The sequence below is a fragment of the Bacillus sp. jun7 genome, from assembly GCF_051034795.1.
In the GTDB taxonomy this organism is placed as follows: domain Bacteria; phylum Bacillota; class Bacilli; order Bacillales; family Bacillaceae; genus Bacillus; species Bacillus velezensis.
On record NZ_CP093219.1, the window covers coordinates 1,941,058 to 1,962,264 of the forward strand.

Consider the following 21,207-nt stretch of genomic DNA (forward strand, 5'->3'; position numbering starts at 1 on the left):
TGTATTCATCCCCGTTTTCATACGGGTTGAAACACGGGCTATACTCTCAGCTTTTTTCTCAGAAGATCAAGGATGGATAACAAATTTAGGTCTTTAAGGACTGCCTTACGATTTGCCGCCCCATTGAGTCCGTCTTTTATCTGCCGTTTTCTGTTCGGCACCATGAACAGCGGCAGCCGGTTTGGGGAAAACCAGCGTAATGCGGCGGTTTCCGGCCCGTTCATCAGCGGTGTTCCTCCGGTAATGGCTCCGATGAATACGTGCTGTGTATCTTCAAATGCCGGCCTTTCATACTCACCGGCTTTATGCAGGATGGTCACGTTATAACCGGTTTCTTCGAAGGCCTCTCTGACGGCTGCGGCTTCAGGTATTTCACCTTCTGCGATCCTGCCCCCGGGCAAATCCCATAAGGGAATGTCTTTTCGTTTTACGAGCAATATGTCCCGCTCCTCATTTTGTATGATGACAAACGCGCCTTGTGCCATGTCGTCCTCCTTTACAAAAAAGACCGCGGCATTTTAGCCTGCGGTCTTTACCGTTACTTTTTAAAATGATACGGCAGGGTGGCGACAATGATGTCCTTCTTCCAAAACAGCCGGACGCGGAGCAAGAAGGCTGATTGGTTGTGAAGGATGGTCTGCCAGCGTTTTTTCGTAATAAATTGCGGAAACAGCACCATCACGGAGAACTGTTCTTTTTTCGCTTTTTGTTCGACCGTTTCCAAAAACTTATCAAACGGGTGAACCAGACTGCGGTATGAGGAATGCAGGGTGACGAGGCGGACGCCGTTATGAAGCTCTTCCCAGCGCTTTTCCATCTTTTTTTCGTGTTCTCTGTCAAAGGAAACATGAACCGCAATGACCTGATCCGATAATGATTTCGCATACTGAATCGATTTTTGGACGACGGTGGTGACACCGGCGACAGGCACGATGACGACGGTTCCCTTGATTTCCTCAGGCTGCTGATCAACGACCCGCAGCTGTTCGCCGACCGCGGTGTAGTGATTTTTAATGACGAAAAACAGCATGACGACAGCAGGCATGAATAACAGCACCGGCCAGACAAGATTGAACTTCGTCGCGAATAAAATACACAGCACCATAAATGAAATGGCGGCGCCGCATGAGTTGATCAGCATTTTTACCGCCCAGCCCTTCGGCTTCTGCCTGATCCACTTGATGCACATTCCCGTCTGCGACAGCGTAAACGGAATGAACACGCCGACGGCATAAAGCGGAATTAAATGTTCCGTGCGGCCGCCGAATAAAAGAATGAGCAAGATGGACGCGATACCGAGAAAGATGATTCCGTTTGAAAATCCTAATCGGTCGCCTCGTACCGTAAACATTCTCGGCATATACTGATCGCGCGCTAAATTAAACGCCAGCTGCGGAAAAGCGGAAAAGCCCGTATTTGCCGCAAGCACGAGAATCAGGGATGTAACGCCTTGAATGAAATAGTACACCGTATGCCGTCCGAAAGTTTCCGCTGCGATTTGTGAAATAACGGTCTCGTTAGGCTTCGGACCCGTGCCGTAGCCGTACGCCAGCACCGTAATCCCCGTAAATAAGATCGCCAGCAGAATCCCCATCATGGCCAAAGTGCGGGCCGCGTTTTTCGCCGGAGGATTTTTAAAGGCCGGGATCGCGTTTGAAATGGCTTCCACACCGGTCAGTGCCGAGCAGCCGGATGAAAAGGCCTTCAGCAGCAAAAACAGCGTGATGCCCGCCACGGGTGTGCCGATCGGTGTATGCTCGGCCGGATGAACCTGCCCCGTCATGAGCTTAAACAGTCCGACGACGATCAAAAGGACAAGCGCCGCCACAAACAGATAGACGGGATACGCCAAAATGGATGCCGACTCTGACAGTCCTCTCAAATTTAAAATCATAATCAGAATCACAAGCAAAACAGCAATGAGCAAATGATACGGGTGCAAAGCCGGAAATGCCGATGTAATCGCATCAGTTCCGGCAGAAATGCTTACCGCCACCGTCAGAATATAATCAACAAGCAATGAGCCGCCCGCAATCAGGCCCGGCTTCTCACCAAGGTTTTCTTTTGACACCATATAAGCGCCCCCGCCTTGCGGATAAGCGTAAATAATCTGTCTGTAGGACAGAATCAAAGCAAGCAGCAAAATGAGAACACCTGCTGCGATCGGAATGGAATACCAAAACGCGGCCGCGCTTACCGCAGCCAAAATGATCAGAATCTGTTCCGTTCCGTAAGCAACTGATGACAGCGCGTCTGAAGAAAGCATGGCGAGCGCCTTGAGTTTCGTGAGTTTCTGCTCTCCGGCCGCCTGTGATTTCAGCGGTTTCCCAATCAAAAATCTTTTGATTGAATGGTACATTTTTTGTCTTCCCCTTTTTTTCATTTTCCGTTTGATTTACAAACCCTTACTGCTATGATGTCTCTGAATAACGATTGCATGCCATATTTCGGCACAGCAAAAAGACACAGAGGCAAACGGATGCCCCTGCGCCATAATCGAGCACAGGTTTCATTCATCTCCTCTCATGAACGCTTACGAGGTTAGCTGTCGGATTCGGGCTGATGAGAGTTGGCCCTACCTGAAAAAGGATTCACCCCAAGCGGCATGACGCGCCGCAAATTGGTTCCCCCGCTCTGATTACAGATTAAGCGATATAGATTATAAAAGAGATCATACTCCCGTCCCGTTCAGTTGTAAAGGGGCTTTTATGCTGTTTCAAAAATAAAAAAATCACCGCCAAAAATGGAAATAAAAATACAAAAAAAGAGGCCTGTTAACGGCCTCTTTTTCCTTCATTACTCTTCACTTTTTTCATTGTCCGCTTTTCTTTTTTTCCTTCTTGCCGTCAGCCAGATCAGACCGGCCGCAATAATTATAAGCGCCGCGAAAACAGCGATATACGTGACGTTCAGTGCTGCGGAACGGCTTTTCGTATCAGGCGATGGACTGCTGTCGTCGGATTTGATTTGCTGATGGTTTGAAAACAGCTGCTTGCCGGCCGTTTCGTTGACGACGGTTGCGGCATCGCTTGTGCTGTCTAAAAAGCTGATCAGCTCTTTTGTGACAGACGCGCCGCTGCCTGATAACGGAGCAAAAACAGCGATGCTTCGGCCGGAGTCCCAAGGTGATTCCTGGGTAAACGCGACTTGTTTCGTTGTCTCATTCAGCATCTGAAACGAAGAAACATCGTACGCGCCGCTGCGGTCTGACGGCACGAGAAGCTTAGATGCGTCTGACTTCAAAAGCGGAATTTGCGGCAGACTTCCGATAAATACAACATTCCGGCCTTTGGCATCCGCTTCCTTCATGTCTGATGCCGTCTTTACGGTAAAGCCGTTTCCGAATGAATCCGCCACCAGAGAAAGTTCTTTCAGTGTCTGTATGTTTACGTCATCCGGGATGACGATCACTGTTTTCTCTTTCACGCCGCCCGCAAACGGGAGCGGCCATTGCCCGAAATCCGCTTTCTGCGCCGCATCACTTACCGGATACGTCAGCATGCTGCTTTTATCAATATAGACCCATTTATTTTCGTCACGGTCGATACACGGGTTGTTATGTTTCAAACCTGACGTGACAAATTGCAGATCAATGTACCTGCTGCTTCGCAAAAGCTTCGGATCAATCGGGATTGAGACGTGGTAAAAGCCGTCTTTATCTTGATTGCCGAGATCATCAAGACGCACCGCATTCGGCTGTCCGTTGACCATGACGTTCAGCTCCGCTCTCTCGGCGTCATTAGCTGAATCCGCCTTCGTCCGGATCGATTCCGACGTTTTTAATGTAAGTGAAAGCTTAACCTTACCGTCTTTATCAACAGCGGCCGCCGCAGGGTAAAAGAAGTGCTCTGACGCCGTTTTGTTTGATCCGACCGTTACATTTCCCGCGCCGAAGTCCTCTAATGTCAGTTTATTGCCTGTTTTTTCCGCAGCGGGCTGAAGGCGGCCGATTGTCAAAGTATCTCCGCCCAGCTGGCTTGAATAAGCGCTGTCTGTGATGACGCGGATTTTATCCGCCAGCGCTTTGTCTGAGTGCGCCGTGACAAACAGGACGGGCTGCCGTTTGTCCCCTGATGTCAGAACCCGTTCAGCGAGAAGGAGTTTGTTGTCTTCCGCTTTGAGGTTCCCGCGATCTAAAAGCTCTTTTATTTTCCCGTTCCAATGCTGATCAGCGCCGATGACAATTGACGGATTGCTGATTTTGCCGGCGTCGGATTCTTTTACATAGGATACCTTCAGCCTGCTGTCAGCCGTTTTCAGAAATCCTTCTGTTTTGACTGCGGCTTCAGCTTCAGCAGAGGTCGGTTTGTCAGGAAGGATAATATCGGTTTCTTCACCCGTATTGCCTGATTGGGCAAACGGATATGGGAAATGGCCGAGATCCGCTCCCTTTGACTTGCTTGCTTCTGAAAGCACAAGGCGGCTGTCCGGATAAATTTTTATCCAGTTGCCTGACGTATCCTGCCTGACGCAGACGCCCTCTTTTAATACGCCGTAAAACCGTAATGATATATTGTGATAGCCTTGGGCGGATTGGCTTTTGCTGAGATTGAGCTTCACCGTTTTCCGCTTGGAGCTGCCGTCAAGCTTTATGGATTTGACGGGTTCATCATCAATGGCGATGGTTAAAGAAGACGGGGCAATTAATAAGTTTGACGCCTCGTAATCAATCAGAAGCGACTGATCGGCATTCGAAGCTCCCGCAGGAATCTGATAGGTCAGCTCTGAGCTGTCTTTCGCCCCGTACAGTGTCATCAGATCGCCAGTCAGCGCCTGCTGCTCTTTTGCGCCGGCGCTTGTTCCGAGGGCGGAACGGTCCGTTTTCAGCTCCCGGGCCGCGGCCGCCTGCCCGTTATACATCAATAGCAAAAGGCCGGTTATCAATATGATCGCTTTTTTCAAAAAGGTCACCCGCTTTTATTTTGATTGTATCGCTCCGTTTTGTACCACCTGACTTCCTGCTTGAACAAGCGGTGCTTGATCTCTGTGAATAATGACCAGATGACGAGCACGATCCAAGCCTGGGAGTATGTAAAGTACATCAGAAATACGATAAAGAAGTTTTGTTTGTTCATTTCTGTTTTTTCAATGCTCAAAGTAATCATGACCTCAGTCATAAACAGGAAAAAGGCCAGTATCCACAAAATCATCGCCAAAAACCCGACTGCCAGATGCAGGTCGTAAAAAAGATTGATGATAAAAATCGTGTTTGACATGATCACACCGAAGAAAAACAAAAAATACGTAAAAAAGAAATAAAACAGATCGAAGATGATCCGCTTGCGTTTCAGCTTGAAAAATTGGGATAAAAACTTAAGAACGACGTACTGGTTGCCGCGCGCCCATCTTGTCCGCTGACGCCACCAGACCTTCCATGTCTCAGGCTCCTGCTCCCATGTCACAGCCGCCGGGAAAAAGCGGATATGATAGCCAAGATTATACACGCGGATGGTCAGCTCGGTATCCTCCGCCAGCGCCTTATCATCCCAGCCGCCGAGCTGTTCGATAATGCTCCGCCTGATCGCGAAGTTCGTTCCCGGGATGGTGGCGATTTTGAACCATTTCCATCTGCCGCCCTGCGCCATCCACTGAAAACAGATGGTTTCAATATTGATAAACTTCGTCAGGATCGTTTTGGCCGCATTGATAACACGGAATTTCCCGACAACCGCTCCCGCTTTCTCATCATTCATCAGACCGAGAACCAGGTAGTACACCGCCATTTTTTCCGGCGTATTGTCCGCATCATACACGCAGATCACGTCTCCGTTCGATTCCGCGAACCCTGAGTTCAGCGCCGAAGATTTTCCTTTTCCGGCGTTAGGGGGCTTTGTGATAACCATTTTAATGAAGTCATACTGACGGGAAAATTCATTGACGATATCTCCCGTCCGGTCGGAGGAATTATCATTAACGACAATGATCTCAAGCCTGTCTTTCGGATAATACAGATTCACCATCGCCTTCAGCGTCTGCCTGATGACGACCTCCTCGTTATGCGCGGGAATGAGCACGCTGACCTTCGGGAGCTCCCCCATCTTTGCGCGCCATTTCGGAATGTTCCGTTCGAAGGTCATATAATGCCTGAATCCGCCCTGCATCAGAAACATGTGATAGAGAAGCATCACCCATATTAAACTTAATGAGATAAAAAACAGAATGTTACTCAAGGCTTCTTCTCTCCTTAAAGATTCGTTTTTTTAATGTGGCGCGCAAATAAAGGACGTAGCAGGCGAACATGATGATAAACAATAACACCACGCCGGAGAGAATCCAAAGCGCTTTTTCCAGAGGCGTCTGCTGATGATGATTGAAAAAGGCCGTTACCGGATGAATCTTGTTTTCCACATGAATGGTTCCGTCTCCGTCCGTTTTGATCCTGACGCTGTCCGACGTTACCGTTTGCTTCGTTTTCTTCAGATCGAGCCACTCGCCGCCGGGAATCCGCTCCATCTGATTGACGAGCTCGGGGAGGTATTTCATGCCGAGATACGGATGGTAGAAACCGCCCGCCGTTCCGCCGCCGAAATCAATCATCTGCGAAATATGATTCTCCATATCTCCGAGCGGATTTTCCTTTGAGTTATCGGCATAACCGATTGTTTCAGGGTACAGCGTCATCCCGTCCAGCATAGCAGGCTTTGAGACGAACGGAGGGGCGCCCGAGGTTTTCCACGTCGTGCCGCTGAGCTGCACTTGTCCGAAAATGCTGGAGAAATAAGAAGATGCGATTTTGTAGCCTTCTTCAGACATCGTGTAGTGCGGCGCTTCGAATGACAGCGGGTAAAGGCCGAGCTCTGTCAGATCGTCAATCGCCTGCTCCAGCTTCGTTCTCGTGTAGATGTTTTCTTTTTCACGAAAAGGCTTCACATACGCCCGGTACGCTTTTTCATTCGGAAAATCCTGTTCCTTTTCAAGCTTGACCGGAGTATCATCCGCATTTTCTGACGTAATCGGCTGATCCGCTTTGGCATCCCAAAATTCAAAGCCTTCTCCCGTTTCGCTGTATCGGTAAGCGTGCGTGTAGCCGTGAATAATGATGCTTCCGCCCATTTGCTGAAGTTTTTTCAGGACACTTACCATTTTCGGCTTGTCCGCCAGGTATACTTTTTCTCCGTTTTCCGGATTGAGATAGACCGGAATGACCGCCAGAATAAACGGAATGTGTCTTTTATGCAGGTAAGCGCCCGCTTCGTAAAGCAATGTTTCATCTGACATCGGACTGATGTCTTCAAGCCGCAAGTAAAGGAGGGTGCCGCCCTGTGATTCTCCGAATGCGCTGCGCAGCGCTTTCGCCGTCAGAAACGAATCATTTAACAGGCTCGTCACACCGAAATAATAGTCAGAGCGCGCCGTTTTCCACATAAAAGGGCGGGTGCTGCCGTCACCGGACCGGTATGTATAAAGGGACTTTCCTTTTACTCCCGATACGCCGAGCACGGACATCCCTTTTTCAAGCGGCATGTCTGTTTTTTCTTTTTTGCCGTAAATGCGGTATACCGTTTCTTTTTCTGTCAGGGACAACCCCGCAAATTGGCGGAACTGTCCGGCGTTATAGCCGATGCTGATAAGCTGCTGCGGCATGCTGCTGATCAGTGACACAAATGATGTGCTGAGCTTTTTTTTCGTGACGCCGTAATAGATGACGCGCCGATTCTTTTTGAGGTCCGCGGCTGTGATGTCTCCGTCGCTTTTCACGGTCACGGCGGATGAGAAATGGCCCGCGGTCAGATCAAGCATTTTGACCTCAGCGGTTTCTTTGCCGTCCGTGCTTGTATAAATAATGAGAATGCCGTCCTTTTTGTCTTTTGCTTCCGCCGGACGGGGAACATAAACCGCCGAAATCATGAAGAGCGCCGAGAGTAAGAGACGTATCCATTTAGAGTTCATTCATCATCATCTCGTTTTCCAGTTCGTTTAAAAATTGCTCGGCCGTTTGTAAATCTTTTCGGTACGCCAAGTAACATACACGGAAGGTGATGGAGACGTATTTACCGTTTTGCAGCCGGTACGTATCCAATTCCTTTTTCAGCTTCGCCAGAACGGCCGGCATGTTTTCTTCAGGCGTATGGGTCAGCACGATGCCGAACCGTTCGGCGGACGGCCTGAATTTTTTGTCTGTTTCCCGAACGCTTGACCGGATTTGGCGGCTGATAAACGCCAGCAGCCGCTCGGTCTCTTTTTCTCCGTACAGGGATTTGAATTCCTTGAAATAATGCATGTGCAGCAGCAAAAAGACGAAGGAATTGCCGTAGCGTTCCGCCCGCTTGATTTCCTCAGAAAGCTCCAGCTTCATCCGCAGATGGTTGTCAAAGCCTGTCACCCTGTCGACGGCGACAAAGCTCGTAATCTCTTCACGCAGCTGTTTCACTGAGCGCTCAAGCCCCTTCGCCAACTCGTGAATCCTTCCCGCTATGTAAGAAAAGAGCAGCAGCGCAATCCCCCAAATGACCAGCACCTGCAGACTTTCGGCACCGGCAGACGCCATAAAACTCCCGGTCTGAAACCACAGGAGCAGGCTGCCGAGAACAAATAAGACGAGTAAGGTGATGACGAGCGCGTAGATTGCCCCGAACCATATGCCGGCTCCCGCAACAAGCAATGTGATGCAGGTTATCAGAAGCCCTGCGGATTGCTGAGACGCATAGTAAATAAAAAAAGACAGCAGCACCAGCATAACTGCTGTGTAGCTGCACAGTTTTTGTGATTCATTGAATGATATTTTCATTAAACAATTTCCTTTCAGCCAGAAGCGGCAGCAGGTTATCGAAAGAATGTGTATCGCTCCCGCTCATATAGCCGCCGTAATCAGGTTTCAGCGTGTCCAGTGTTTCAAATGAAGTCATTCTTTCATAAAGCGGCTTGATGACAGCCGGATCAGCTTTTTGTTCTGCTAAAAAAAGAACGGCCAGGGCGTAAACGGACGGTGATTCGTATTGAACCGCCGGCTCCTTCGTGTCTGCGCTGTATCGTCCGTACAGCTGTCCGCGCGACTTCCATTCTTCTATGATCCATTTTGACAGCGCGGCGGCCTTGTCATCGCCCCGCTTCAGATTCACGGCGGCGTACAGCTGGTCGATGACATTCACTTCGCTGTCATATTTGTATTCCTTTGTTTCGGTATTGAATGATTTCGGCAGAAAACCATTTTTCAGGGGCGCAAGATTGAGAACATCAAGGTTCCGGTTTTCCGTTTTCTCATCGATAATCCCCTTTTCTCTGAGCATCTGTAAGGCGCCGGGGTCAACATAGGACAACGTCACGGTCTTTGATGCGGCATTTGAAGCGGCATCATAATAATCCGTAAAATACCCGTCATTCGTATTGTATTTTTCCAGCGCCTTCCCGATCTGCACCGCTGTTTTCCCGTATTCACTGTTTCCCCACAGGGTTCCGGCCTCATTCAGACAGTTCATGATTCTGAAATCGTCAATTAAGGCATTGGTGCCGCTCGCTTTATTCCCGTCAATCTTCCACGACACGAGCCCGTTTTTCGTCAGAAACGAATCGGTGAGAAGCTGATATTGCGATTGAAACTGCCGTTCATCTTTCCTGTTCAGCAAAAATGCCATCCATAGTCCGAGAGACTCAGATAAATATTCCGGCTCACCGGATATGTTCGTCCGGATCATCCCCCGCCCGTTCATCAATTTATGATAAATAAAATGCTCTGCGGGCTGAAGCGGTCCGGACGGTTCGGCTGCCGCCTGTTTTTCAGTGCCGGCCTCCGCGCACCCCGCCGTCAGAACGATCGAAATCAAAAGGATCATCAGACGAAAAACGAATTGCTTCACAGTCCATCCTCCTATTTTACAATTCCTTTTTTAGACCCATATCTTATTTTTTCACAAAGTATTTTTACTATAAAGGAAACGATAAAAGAATACTAGCATTTTTTCACATTGGAAAATTTTAAATGGAAGCGCCGCCTCTCACCTTTTCCCTCTTCACATGGATCGTATTCCCATTACAGTAAAAAACACAACAAAAGGCAGCATTTCTTTACAAATGCTGCCTTTCTCTGATCTATTTATCCAGGCCGAGTTTTTTCAGCTGTTCTGCCAGCGCGTTGTTCATCGGCTCCTCTTTGTTTTGGCTTTTCATATAAGAGTTGATGTCCCGCTTGGATGCGCGTCCGGATTTATCTTTCGCCTTCCGCTTTTCAAAGACGGACAGTTTCTCCCGGTGGCCGCATACACATGCGAAGGTTTGGCCTTCGCCCTGGCCGCGAAGCTCCATTTTCTTATGACAGTTCGGACAGCGGGCGTTTGTTTTTCTTGCCAGCGTTTTCCGGCTGCCGCACTCACGATCCTGACATACGAGCATCGTGCCGCGTTTGCCGTTGACTTTAAGCATCATTTTGCCGCAATCAGGGCAGGCGGTGCCTGAAATGTTGTCATGTCTGAAAGTCTGGCTGCTGTTTTTGATTTCCTTCACCGTTTTGCCCGCATATGTTTTCATGTCTTTAATGAACACGGCGGATTTCAGTTTGCCCGCTGCGATGGCGGAGAGCTTTTGCTCCCACTCAGCGGTTAAGGCCGGCGATTTTAAATCTTCCGGGACGAGCTGTAAGAGCTGCTTCCCTTTTGACGTAATGAAAATATCTTTTTCTTTTTTCTCGATCAAGAAACTGTTGAACAGTTTTTCAATGATATCAGCGCGGGTGGCGACTGTTCCGAGTCCGCCGGTTTCACCCAATGTTTTCACAAGGTTCTTCTCTTCTCCCTGCATAAAGGCGCTTGGGTTCTCCATCGCGGATAACAGCGTGCCTTCATTAAAGCGCGCCGGCGGTTTCGTCTGTCCGCTCGTTTCTTTCAATGATGAGACAGTGAGGCGCTGACCCTGCTGAAGATCCGGGAGCGTCTGGTCTTTGTCTTCCTCATGATCGTCGTCATCCTCGTACATATCATACACGGCTTTCCAGCCAGGCGATTGAACCGTTTTCCCTTTTGCGGTAAATGTTTCGCCGCCGATATCGGCTGTGACCTTTGTTTCTTCGTATTCGAACGCCGGCATTAACACGGCGAGAAAACGTTTGGCAATCAGATCGTAAAGCTTTCGTTCTTTGTCGCTGAGGCTTGAAAGGATCAGCGGCTCCTCTGTCGGAATGATGGCATGGTGATCCGATACTTTCGCATCATTGACGAATCCTTTATGCGCTTTGACGCCCCGCTTCAGTATTTGATTGACGTACTGGGCGTACGGCTTAACTTCCATGCCGTTTAAACGGTCTTTTAAAGTCGGCACGATGTCTGCGGAAAGGAATCTGGAATCCGTCCGCGGGTAAGTGACAAGCTTATGCTGTTCATACAGCTTTTGAAGCACGGACAGCGTCTCTTTTGCGGAGAAACCGAAGCGCTTATGAGCGTCCCGCTGCAATTCCGTCAAGTCGTAAAGACCGGGAGCGAAGCTTTTCTTCGCCGTTTTTTTCAATTCTGAAATGACTGCCGGCTTTCCTTGCAGGTCTTTTGCCAAACGGCCGGTCACCGTCTGATCGAACGTTCTTGTCTGTTTTGTTTTTTTATCCTGCCATGTCAGCGTCATCTGATCAGACGCCGCGCGGAGACCGTAATAAGGAACGGGTTTGAACGCCTGAATATCCGCTTCGCGTTTGGCGATCATCGCCAGTGTCGGAGTCTGGACGCGTCCGCATGACAGCTGCGCGTTAAATTTCGTGGTCAGGGCGCGGGTCGCGTTGATGCCGACGATCCAATCCGCTTCCGCTCTGGCAACGGCGGAATGATACAGGTTTTCGTACTCTTTGCCGCTGCGGAGCTTTTGAAATCCTTCTTTAATCGCCTTATCCGTCACAGAGGAAATCCACAGCCGCTTAATCGGTTTGCGGACGTTTGCCTTTTCGATAATCCAGCGGGCCACAAGTTCCCCTTCCCGTCCTGCGTCTGTAGCGATTACGATCTGGCTGACGTCTTTTCGGGCAAGCTGAGCTTTGACCGCATTGAACTGTTTTCCTGTTTTTTTAATGACGACGAGCTTTAAAGGCTCCGGAATAATCGGCAGATCCTCAAGCCGCCATGATTGAAATTCTTTGCCGTATCCTTCAGGGTCAGCGAGCGTTACCAGATGCCCGAGCGCCCATGTGACGATGTAGCGGTCGCCTTCAAGATATCCGTTTCCTTTTTTATGACATTTCAGAACGCGGGCCAAGTCCCGGCCGACTGAAGGTTTTTCAGCTAATACAACTGTTTTTGACATGCTTTTCACTTCTCTTTCTTTCACACTCATCCTGTTATTATAACAGACTTCCTCACGCTCTCTCTAATCGAGGACGTTTTTTGTGTCAATTTCTGAGAAAATGACGTGGGTCACGGTTTGGGCATACGGAGAGGTGCGGTTGATGAAGTGTTCGATGGTTTCCAGACTGTCCGCGTTAATCTTCAGCATATAACACGCCGCCCCGGCGACCCGAAAACAAAATTCAATGTTAGGAATGGATTGAATGTAGGTTTTGAATTGATCGTATTTTCCGTTTTTCACCGTCGCTTCGACAATGCAGGAGACGGGGAGCCCGATCTTTTTTTGATCAATGTCCAATGTATAGCGCTTAATAACGCCGAAGGATTCAAGCTGTCTGACACGCTCTGTGACGGACGGGGCTGACAATTTGATTTTTCTGCCCAGCTCCCGCATGGACAGGCGGCTGTCCCGCTGCAGCTCTTTAATGATGCTCAGATCCACATTATCTAGTTTCATGACTGTAGTCCTTCCTTACCCTTTTGGCTATATTATCAAGAGAAATCCGAAAAATGACAAGAACAACAGGCTGAAATCATGAAGGTTTTTTCAGGAACAGACGCGAAATGGTCATATTAGGACTGCCCTTTGCTTATAGTATAGAGGAAAAAAGATGTCCGACAGGAGGGAGCTGTATGTTACACACGCCGATCGGCAGACTTCGCACGATGGGGTTTATTGAAGGAATGTCGCTTTTGGTGCTGCTGTTTATCGCGATGCCGCTGAAGTATTGGGCTCATCATCCGCTCGCCGTCACCATTGCCGGTTCCATTCACGGCGGTTTGTTTATCATTTATCTGGCGGTGCTGGCGTATGCGGCGTTTACTGTCAAATGGCATGTGAAATGGTCAGCCGCCGGTTTTATCGCGGCCTTTATTCCGTTCGGTAATTTTATTTATGATCGCGGCCTGAGAAATTATCAATAATAAAGCTCCTCTTCTGCAGAGGAGCTTTTTTCATGCGTTACATCCATTTCGTCACCCAGGCGATATAATAAGCGCCGGGGATGAATACGAGCTGGGCGAGAAGCGTGCCCGCGACCCTTGATGTGACCATCGTCAATGAGGTCCATTTTAAGGAGACGTAGCTGCGCTTGCCCTTCGCCACATCGTCTGCCAGTACGGAGACTTTCGGGTCAACAAACACGGCCAGCAGCATAGTCGCAACGCCGTTGATTAAGCCTGATGCCATCACGGCGGTCGTGCTGTGCTCAGGCGCCAGAAGGCCGGCGTACAGAGCGGACAGAACACCGATCGTGTAAATAGACGTAATGACCATATTAATGACAAACAAGCGTTTCGGGATCATTCGGAATTGAAGCCCCTTTAAATAGGAGACTGACGGCAGTCTGATATAAGAACGCGCATGCTTCAGCCCGTTCAGTGAAAATCCTTTTTTAAATACCTGCATGACGGAGCCTCCTCCGTCCGCCAAGTGTATAATCGCCCTGGAGAATAACGCGACGAATGTCGGCAAAAGACAGATGCCGAGCATCGTTCCGACCGTGGAGCCGAATATTAAAAATCGAAACTGGGCGCCCACAACAGACAGAGCGTTTGATCCGGCGGCATCAATCAGATGTCCGGTAAACGGCTGCTGAACCATGTTTGACATGCGCGACACGATAACCATGACATTAAATAATGACAGCGCGGACGCGATAAATCCGACTCTCGCGCCGGAAAGCCGTGTTGCATAGGCAAGCGTTTCAATCGAATGTATCAGCAGCAGAAAACAGAAGATAAACAGTACTTGTGAAGTAATAACGTGCAATGTATGATTCCTCCAAATCTTTTCATACTGATTAGACTCTGCAGACTGCGGCGAGGTTTCGGCCGTTTACATAAAAAAACCGCCCGGATGTCCGGCGCGGTTTTGTCTTATTCTTTTCTTACGCAAATAAATAATATATGGTTGCCCGCCTTAGCCCGCGGGTGATTCGTATTAACAGTTCCGACAGAATCATTCTTCGAAAGTAAACACCATGGAAGTTCTTGAACACAAGACAACGAAAGCCCTACCTCTCAATCGTCACTGCGGCTCCGAAGCCGCGCCGGTGTGAATTGTAAAACAAAAAGTCTTTTTTCCATCTCTTCGTTAGGGGCGAATATCAGAAGGAAAAGAATAAGCTCAGCTTTTTTTCAAGCTGTCCGTTGAAGCCTGAAGCTTCTATATCAAAACAGAAAAAAGAAGTTTACTTTCTTTTTTATTTGCATGTTGTCACTTAGCAGTTAAGTATAACAGATTGCCCCTGAATAATCAAATGATTTATTAAAGTTCCAGCTCGGCCGGCGTTTTTTCACCCGCGTTCATGAGCTTGATCTGCTTCGGTTCAATTTCGAGAATCACCAGGTTCGGATCGTCTTTTCCGTCAAACCAGCGTTCCAGTTTCGGATCCCACAGCTTTTCTTTTAAATCTGCTGAGTTGTTCAGTTTGGCGGTTCCGGCCACTTCCACATAAGCGTCACCGAATCCTTCACAGTCATACCCTAACAGAATATGAACATTCGGATTGTTTTCAATTTCTTCCGCTTTATGAGTGTCTTTGCTCGTCGGCGTGTAAATCGTTAAGCCGTCATGGAAAAATGTCATGTAGCGTGAATGCGGTTTGCCTTGTTCTACCGTCGCAAGCGAACCGACTTTATGATGATCCAGTACTTCAAGCACTTTTTCTTTGATTTCATTTTGATTCATGAAGAATCACTCCTTTTTAACGTCTCCGCTGTTACTTTTCCACATTGGGGAGACATTTAAACCAAGAAATGTGCTCTTCTGCCGATCTTCGCTCCATTCCCGCTTCAGCATGCTGTAGTTCACCGTGTCATGATAGGCGCCCTGTACGAAAATGCCTTCTCTCGTCAGTCCTTCTTTCTGAAATCCGAGCCGTTCCGCCACCGCCCTGCTTTTCGTGTTTTTTTCAGCCGCGCTGATCATGATGCGGTTCAGCCCGAGGTCCTGAAATGCATGGGTGATGACCGCCCGGCAGCTTGCGGTGATAATGCCGAATCCTTCATGCTCTCGATCCAGCCAGTAGCCGATCTCTGCTTTTTGATTGACTGTATCGACATTATGGATGCTGATCATGCCGCAAAACCGGCCTTTCACAAAAATTCCGGCGTCAAACCCATTCTCTTCCGCGTATTTATAGCGCCATTCGGGGATGATCACATCGCGGTACGTATCGATGTCAGCCAGTTCTTCCGCCCAGCTGAGCCATTCGCTGAGATGGTTTTGATTTCGCTTCATAACAGAATACAATTCGTCCGTATCTTCTTTGGCAAGCAATCTGATCGTCAGATGTTCCCGGATTTGACAGGAAAACACGACCGCACCTTCTTTCCTTTATTAGCCATTATACAGGTAAATTTATTTTTTTCCATACAAAAAAGATGAGGCGTGCAGCCTCATCCTTAAATGCGCGGATCGGTGAAAACATCGTGATCATCCGTGCTTGTCGATGACATTTCCGTAACGACCGCCCCTTCTTCTCCCGCTTGAAACCAATGCTTCGTATCCGGCGGAATGGTGTATTGTCCGCCCGGCTCAAGCACAATCTCATGCCAGACGGTGTAGTACTCCTTGTCTTCTTCCGGCGGGAGGACGCTTGGGTTCTCTGTCTTTTCGCCTTCCACGTAGAGATACACCTTCCCCCAGCGGCAGCGGAATGTCTCTTGTTTTCCCTTCTCGCCGCCGACCGGCGGATGGCGGTGTTCCGGACACGTCTGGCGCGGGAAGAGCACCAATTCTTTCGAACAGTAGCGGTCGGTATTCACGTAAATAAACAGCTGAAGCCCGGTTTCCTCAAGCTTGCCTAAGCCGTAATCCATGATTTGAATGTCTTCGACTTCATCATCAGTCAGAACGATTCCCGCTTTTTGATAGTATGCATTCACGTCATGTTTCGATATCGTCATCGGTCAGCCTCCTTATGTGGTCACAAATCTGCCGCCGTTGACATGCAGCGTCTGTCCGGTCATATAAGAGGATTCGTCTGAGGCCAAGAGCACATAGCATCCGACATGCTCAACAGGCTGGCCTGCCCGGCCCATCGGCGTATCCTGACCGAAGGAAGCGACTGTTTCTTCTGAGAATGTCGCCGGAATAAGCGGTGTCCAGATCGGCCCCGGCGCCACGGCGTTGACACGGATACCATCGCTGACGAGCGCTTGCGCCATGGATCTCGTAAAACCGTTAATCGCGCCTTTCGTAGCCGTGTAGTCAATCAGCTGCGGATTGCCTGTGTAAGGATTAATGGATGTCGTATTGATGATCGCGCTGCCCGGCTTCATGTAATCAATTGCTTTTTTAGTCAAATAAAATTGTGAGTAAAAGTTTGTCTTAAAGGTTCTGTGAAGCTGCTCGCTTGTGATGTCTTTAATGCTTTCTTTCGGATGCTGTTCCGCGGCGTTATTCACGAGAATATCAAGACGCCCGAATTCTTCAACCGTTTTTTCAACGGATTCATTGCAAAAGTCTTCCTCACCGACATCGCCGGGGATTAACAGACATTTTACGCCTTCTTCTTCCACTCGTTTTTTTGTATCTTCCGCATCACCGTGTTCATCAAAATAGACGATCGCGACATTTGCGCCTTCCTTCGCGTAAGCAACCGCAACGGCGCGTCCGATACCGCTGTCGCCCCCTGTAATGAGCGCGGTTTTCCCTTTTAATTTGTCAGCGCCTTTATATTCTTTGTATTCGTAAACAGGCGCCGGATTCATTTCGTTTTCAATGCCCGGCTGGCGGTTTTGTGATTCCGCCGGGAATTCCTTCGGATAGTTTTCCATGTCAAGTTCCTCCTTCTGGTTCGTTGTCATATTTCTTGTCTACCTCGGCTGTCTTCCGGATAAACATGATTGAGACAGTTCAAAACGTTTTGGAGAAAAATGTTTCACATGGAACGCAAGAAAAAAACCCGGCTGGCAGCCGGGTTTTTGTTCACTATTATGAACGTACCGCTTGTTTGCGGAGCACGTCTTTTCTCACTTTTCCAAGGTTGTTTTTCGGAAGTTCGCTGACGAACTCAATGTCCGGAATTTTAAAGGCAGCAAGACGTTCTTGCAGGAATCGGGTCACTTCTTCTTCTGTCAGGTCTTCTCTGCCGTTTGTCACGATGAACGCTTTCGGCTTTTCGCCGTAAAGCGGATCAGGGATACCGACAACCGCTGTTTCGAGAATTCCCGGCACTTGCTGAATGACTTCTTCAATCTGGTCAGGATAAATATTATCGCCGCCGTAGATGATGACATCTTTATAACGTCCGGTGATAAAGATAAATCCGTCTTCATCCACATAGCCGGAATCGCCGGTATGGAACCAGCCGTCTTTCAGCACTTTTCGTGTCGCTTCTTCGTTACCTTCGTAGCCTTTAAATAAAAACGGACTTGTCACAACGACTTCTCCAATTGAGCCTTGCGGAAGGACTTCACCTGTTTCCGGATCTACAACGCGGACGTCCACTTCTTCCATCGGTTTACCTGCGGAAGCGGCTTTATCCATTCCCATTTGCGGATTCCAAGAGCTGATGCCCCACGCTTCCGTGCTTCCGTATCCGTGCATGAGCGGGATGCCGATGTCGAGATACTGCTGGATCAGGCTGCTTGGCACCTTTGTGCCTCCTGTCATCATATAAACGATAGAAGACATGTCAGTCTGGTGCGTTTCCCATGCTTTCAGCAGGTATGTGAAATAGACTGGCAGCGCCATGATGGTTTGAATTTTTTCTTTTTCGATGAGCTTCAAGTTTTCCACAGGGTCCTGATTGTCTGTCATAATGAATGTCGTTCCGCTCATCGTGCCGACCATCTGGCAGATAATCGCGCTCGTATGGTAATTCGGATGGCATGCTAAGAAGCGGACATGCTGCATTCTCCCCGTGTAAGCCAATGTCGCGTTTACGTAGTTGTATATGCCGCCGTGAGTGATCATGCAGCGTTTCGGATTGCCGGTTGTACCTGAGGTAAACATCAGCAATGCCGTATCGTTTTCAGACACCGTTTCGACATCCGGTGTATCACCGGAGCCTGTCAATAAAGCGTCAAACTCAGGCGTTGTCTCCGCAGCTGCTCCTGTCTCGACCTTCAGTTTAAGAGAAGATACCAGCGCAGGAAGCACTTCTTCCATAATCTCTTTAAATTCAGTGCCGAAAAAGACAGCTTTCGGTTCACAGGCTGCTAAAATGCCTTTCATTTCGTAAGGTGTTAATTGCCAGCTGACCGGCACAACAACCGCGCCGATTTCGAGTGCCGCAAACATGACAATGGATGACGCGTGGCCGTTTTTGCAAAGCATCGCCACTCTGTCGCCTTTTTTTATTCCTTTATCAAGAAGCGCTTGTGCAAGCTGATTGATTCGTTTTCGATATTCCGCGTAGGTCAGGGTATGCGCACCGCTTTTTACAGCTTCGATCTCTTCGCTATTTGAAATGTCATGCAGAATCATATGCTGTAATGTCTCCATATTTTCATCTCCCATAATCATAAATCACAAAAAACTCTGTCAGATTTTCTTCCTCACGCAACCCATTTTAAACCAAAAAATATAACTTGTAAAACAATTTTGTTTTAGAACTATTCCATTCGTGAATGATACAATAGTCCCATGTTTTTAGTTTCTTCCCTTCCCCTTACCCTCATACATGCAGAAAAAAACACACCCCATATGAGGTGTGCGCTTTCTGTTTACCGCTGTCCTTTCTCCTGAATGAAATGATAAAACAGCTTGTTTAAACGTTTGTATAAATCGGCTTCATCCTCCGTCTGGAAGGCTTTTATACTGTCTTCGGACTCGATGATGGCCGAGCTGACCGCACTTAGTATTTCCGACCCTTCAGCGGGCATATCAGCCGGCGCCATCATCACCAAAGCGCGGCCGACGGTCAGGGAATTTCCGTCCATGCCTTTGACACTGCATGGAGCCGTCAAATCATAAATTTTGAAAAAAGGCGTGACAATTTCTTCATTTTTGAGATGGTACAGCGCCATCGCCGTTCCCGGAATGCCGAGTCCGCCCTGTCGTTCACGCTCTGCAAGGCGCTGTGCAGTTTGTTTGGCATTACGGACAAATCCTTCTTGCTCAAGCATGGCAAACAAACGATTCAAAAACAGTTCGTACGCCGTGTTTGACTCAATGGATTTGACCGAAAAGTTCCGCAGCACGCTTTGGATAACCGCCGCATAATGTGCCATACGGCCGGCCGCTTCCAGCATATCAGGCGTCTCCGGCTGCTTCTCTTCTCTTTTACCGTTTCTTTTTTTGTCAAGAATCAGCGGAATTTTTCTTTTGATGTACTGCTTCACCTGATCAGCGTCTTCTTCGTTTAAAAGCGGACTGACCATGACGTAATCAATGTTTCCATACGGGATCGGAACGGTGGATACGATCATGTCATACGCGGTGATGTCTCGGTCCTTCAGTTCGATGAGGGAAGACATATCAAAGGAACGGATTTCCGGAAGCTCCTTTTTCAGTCTGGATGCGAGCATTTTGGACGACCCGATGCCGCTGGAACAGACGATCAGCGCCCTGATCTTCGCTTCTTCCCGTTTGATTTCCAGAGCGGAGCCGAAGTGAAGAACGATGAAAGCGATCTCATCATCAGAGAAAAGAAGCCCCGGAAAGAATTTTTCCATTCCTTCTTCTACGGCCATGTACAGCAGAAAGTAGTCGCGTTTAATTTGCTCGGTCATCGGGTTGTACATGTCGATATTTTCTTTCACCCGGTTGATCGCAGGCTCCAGATGGGCGATTAAACCGTCGTATAAAGAACCGTTTTCCGTCAGATCAATTTTGATTTTTTCAGAAATGAAGCCGATCAGCTGCTTCGTTTGCAAGGCCGTTTCAACTTCAATGTTTTCCGGTTTGAATTCCGTTTTGTATTGGCGGTTGGCGCTCCGCAAATGAATGGTGATATAACCGATCTCAGCTTCCGGAATTGAAACGCCGAACGCTTTTTCAAGCTCTTTTGCCATTTCCAGCGCAGAGCCGTACTCCTTCGTCTGCTGCAGCGCTTTTAGTTCCGAAGCCTCCATCGTGATGGTTTCTCCGAGTCTGATCCGGTCCATTGCAAAGGTTAAATGAACCGCAAGCGCCATGTATGAGCTGTCAGATAAGGCGATCGCGATTTTTTCCTTGAGCTGAATCAAGAGCCGGTCCATTTTCAAAAGTTCCGCTTTATTTACGACGCCGAACATTTTTTCAGCATCGTCAGGTTTTCCTTTAATATTGAATTCAACCGCTTCCAAAAAGCTCTGAATATCAAGCCGGTTGACGATGAGATTGCCGACGATTTTCCGTTTCGCATTTTCCGGCCCCGTCAGCTGAATGCCGAAGCCCCTTTTTCGGATCAGCGTCAAGCCGAAGGGCGCAATCCAAGTCTCCAGCTCATCCAGATCATAACTGATTGTCGCGTTTGTCACTTGCAATTCGTTCGCCAGACTGTAGAGCTTGATCGGCTCTTGCGACTCTAATAGAGAACATAGAATTAAAAGTTTCCGCTCCTCAGCGCTGTATTCATGCTGTTCATAGGACAGGTCTGACAGGAGTTTTTGTTTGTCCTCCGGGTTTCCTACCGCTTTCAGTCCTTTGCCGGGCTGTTTATCAAGTGCCAGACCGAATGATTCCATTATCGGTTTGATTGTTTTTAACTCGCGGTGAACGGTTCTTGTGCTGACTTGTAAAGCTTCTGCCAGTTCATGCACTGTCTCGTAACGGTTCTGCAGTAATAGATGTTTCATTAATTTTTGTTCTCTCGCTGTCATATACATGAAACGCGCCTCCAGATTTTCTAGTTGTGAGAAGTATGGCATATGGGGAGTGCTGCCGGGGAAAGTGGTGTAAATTATAATATAAAACGCTTTCAATGATTATTCAACCATTTTCAAATGGCAATTTGGCACTGGGCCGTGTGACAGTATTGAAAAAGAAAAATGTGTCAGATAATATGCCATGACGCTT

General features: G+C 48.4%; 17 protein-coding genes and 1 riboswitch. Of the genes, 1 reads left to right on the forward strand and 16 read right to left on the reverse strand.

Features of this window, described 5'->3' with window-relative positions:
• Positions 1–38: 38 nt before the first annotated feature.
• From MJQ52_RS09310 to MJQ52_RS09350, 9 genes are all read right to left on the reverse strand, one after another.
• On the reverse strand, positions 39–485 hold the full coding sequence (locus MJQ52_RS09310) for an NUDIX hydrolase (RefSeq protein WP_077721821.1): 447 nt from the start codon (positions 483–485) through the stop codon (positions 39–41).
• A 53-nt stretch (positions 486–538) separates the two neighbouring features.
• Entirely contained in the window at positions 539–2,359 is a 1,821-nt protein-coding gene (locus MJQ52_RS09315) for an APC family permease (RefSeq protein ID WP_014304368.1), read from the reverse strand.
• Positions 2,360–2,515: 156 nt separating this feature from the next.
• Positions 2,516–2,662: riboswitch (cyclic di-AMP (ydaO/yuaA leader) on the reverse strand.
• Between the two features lie 134 nt (positions 2,663–2,796).
• Complete coding sequence (locus MJQ52_RS09320; protein WP_182069760.1) at positions 2,797–4,902, reverse strand: cellulose biosynthesis cyclic di-GMP-binding regulatory protein BcsB; 2,106 nt, start codon at positions 4,900–4,902, stop codon at positions 2,797–2,799.
• A gap of 5 nt (positions 4,903–4,907) precedes the next feature.
• Positions 4,908–6,170: a glycosyltransferase family 2 protein gene (locus MJQ52_RS09325; protein ID WP_061861165.1), complete on the reverse strand. Its 1,263-nt coding sequence runs from the start codon at positions 6,168–6,170 to the stop codon at positions 4,908–4,910.
• On the reverse strand, positions 6,163–7,890 hold the full coding sequence (locus MJQ52_RS09330; RefSeq protein ID WP_191073268.1) for a DUF2334 domain-containing protein: 1,728 nt from the start codon (positions 7,888–7,890) through the stop codon (positions 6,163–6,165). The genes MJQ52_RS09325 and MJQ52_RS09330 overlap by 8 nt, the downstream gene beginning before the upstream one ends.
• Positions 7,880–8,728, reverse strand: coding sequence for a diguanylate cyclase domain-containing protein (locus MJQ52_RS09335; protein WP_191073267.1), 849 nt, complete (start codon positions 8,726–8,728; stop codon positions 7,880–7,882). Before MJQ52_RS09335 ends, MJQ52_RS09330 begins: the two co-directional genes overlap by 11 nt.
• The gene (locus MJQ52_RS09340; protein ID WP_172614458.1) at positions 8,709–9,794 is read right to left on the reverse strand and encodes a lipoprotein YdaJ; all 1,086 of its coding nucleotides are present in this window, start codon (positions 9,792–9,794) and stop codon (positions 8,709–8,711) included. The genes MJQ52_RS09335 and MJQ52_RS09340 overlap by 20 nt, the downstream gene beginning before the upstream one ends.
• 232 nt (positions 9,795–10,026) lie before the next feature.
• A complete protein-coding gene (locus MJQ52_RS09345) occupies positions 10,027–12,213 on the reverse strand; it encodes a DNA topoisomerase III (RefSeq protein ID WP_106080143.1) in 2,187 nt (728 codons plus the stop codon).
• Between the two features lie 63 nt (positions 12,214–12,276).
• Positions 12,277–12,711 carry an Lrp/AsnC family transcriptional regulator gene (locus tag MJQ52_RS09350; RefSeq protein ID WP_003156263.1) on the reverse strand — a complete coding sequence of 145 codons (435 nt, stop codon included), beginning with the start codon at positions 12,709–12,711 and terminating at the stop codon, positions 12,277–12,279.
• 176 nt (positions 12,712–12,887) lie between these two features.
• On the opposite strand from MJQ52_RS09350, the gene MJQ52_RS09355 reads away from it, so the two are divergent.
• The gene (locus tag MJQ52_RS09355) at positions 12,888–13,178 is read left to right on the forward strand and encodes a DUF3817 domain-containing protein (RefSeq protein ID WP_003156265.1); all 291 of its coding nucleotides are present in this window, start codon (positions 12,888–12,890) and stop codon (positions 13,176–13,178) included.
• Between the two features lie 37 nt (positions 13,179–13,215).
• Here MJQ52_RS09355 and MJQ52_RS09360 read toward each other — a convergent pair whose 3' ends face one another.
• From MJQ52_RS09360 to MJQ52_RS09390, 7 genes are all read right to left on the reverse strand, one after another.
• Positions 13,216–14,025, reverse strand: a complete 810-nt coding sequence (locus MJQ52_RS09360) for a lipid II flippase Amj family protein (RefSeq protein ID WP_014304362.1) — start codon at positions 14,023–14,025, stop codon at positions 13,216–13,218.
• Between the two features lie 498 nt (positions 14,026–14,523).
• Positions 14,524–14,946 (reverse strand): pyridoxamine 5'-phosphate oxidase family protein, encoded by a 423-nt coding sequence (locus tag MJQ52_RS09365; RefSeq protein ID WP_003156270.1) that lies wholly within the window; start codon positions 14,944–14,946, stop codon positions 14,524–14,526.
• A 6-nt stretch (positions 14,947–14,952) separates the two neighbouring features.
• Entirely contained in the window at positions 14,953–15,576 is a 624-nt protein-coding gene (locus tag MJQ52_RS09370; RefSeq protein ID WP_014304361.1) for a GNAT family N-acetyltransferase, read from the reverse strand.
• Positions 15,577–15,662: 86 nt separating this feature from the next.
• On the reverse strand, positions 15,663–16,166 hold the full coding sequence (locus MJQ52_RS09375; RefSeq protein ID WP_014304360.1) for a D-lyxose/D-mannose family sugar isomerase: 504 nt from the start codon (positions 16,164–16,166) through the stop codon (positions 15,663–15,665).
• Positions 16,167–16,178: 12 nt separating this feature from the next.
• On the reverse strand, positions 16,179–17,039 hold the full coding sequence (locus MJQ52_RS09380; RefSeq protein WP_094247229.1) for an SDR family oxidoreductase: 861 nt from the start codon (positions 17,037–17,039) through the stop codon (positions 16,179–16,181).
• 157 nt (positions 17,040–17,196) lie between these two features.
• The gene (locus MJQ52_RS09385) at positions 17,197–18,711 is read right to left on the reverse strand and encodes a class I adenylate-forming enzyme family protein (protein WP_025853751.1); all 1,515 of its coding nucleotides are present in this window, start codon (positions 18,709–18,711) and stop codon (positions 17,197–17,199) included.
• Positions 18,712–18,932: 221 nt separating this feature from the next.
• Positions 18,933–21,017 (reverse strand): BglG family transcription antiterminator, encoded by a 2,085-nt coding sequence (locus MJQ52_RS09390; protein WP_065180962.1) that lies wholly within the window; start codon positions 21,015–21,017, stop codon positions 18,933–18,935.
• Positions 21,018–21,207: the final 190 nt, after the last annotated feature.

What these genes read in the sequence shown, in the direction of transcription:
- MJQ52_RS09310 (WP_077721821.1), bottom strand. Translation starts at nt 485, where the DNA reads ATGGCACAAGGCGCGTTTGTCATCATACAAAATGAGGAGCGGGACATA.
- MJQ52_RS09315 (WP_014304368.1), bottom strand. Translation starts at nt 2,359, where the DNA reads ATGTACCATTCAATCAAAAGATTTTTGATTGGGAAACCGCTGAAATCA.
- MJQ52_RS09330 (WP_191073268.1), bottom strand. Translation starts at nt 7,890, where the DNA reads ATGAACTCTAAATGGATACGTCTCTTACTCTCGGCGCTCTTCATGATT.
- MJQ52_RS09335 (WP_191073267.1), bottom strand. Translation starts at nt 8,728, where the DNA reads ATGAAAATATCATTCAATGAATCACAAAAACTGTGCAGCTACACAGCA.
- MJQ52_RS09345 (WP_106080143.1), bottom strand. Translation starts at nt 12,213, where the DNA reads ATGTCAAAAACAGTTGTATTAGCTGAAAAACCTTCAGTCGGCCGGGAC.
- MJQ52_RS09350 (WP_003156263.1), bottom strand. Translation starts at nt 12,711, where the DNA reads ATGAAACTAGATAATGTGGATCTGAGCATCATTAAAGAGCTGCAGCGG.
- MJQ52_RS09355 (WP_003156265.1), top strand. Translation starts at nt 12,888, where the DNA reads ATGTTACACACGCCGATCGGCAGACTTCGCACGATGGGGTTTATTGAA.
- MJQ52_RS09365 (WP_003156270.1), bottom strand. Translation starts at nt 14,946, where the DNA reads ATGAATCAAAATGAAATCAAAGAAAAAGTGCTTGAAGTACTGGATCAT.
- MJQ52_RS09375 (WP_014304360.1), bottom strand. Translation starts at nt 16,166, where the DNA reads ATGACGATATCGAAACATGACGTGAATGCATACTATCAAAAAGCGGGA.
- MJQ52_RS09380 (WP_094247229.1), bottom strand. Translation starts at nt 17,039, where the DNA reads ATGGAAAACTATCCGAAGGAATTCCCGGCGGAATCACAAAACCGCCAG.
- MJQ52_RS09385 (WP_025853751.1), bottom strand. Translation starts at nt 18,711, where the DNA reads ATGGAGACATTACAGCATATGATTCTGCATGACATTTCAAATAGCGAA.
- MJQ52_RS09390 (WP_065180962.1), bottom strand. Translation starts at nt 21,017, where the DNA reads ATGTATATGACAGCGAGAGAACAAAAATTAATGAAACATCTATTACTG.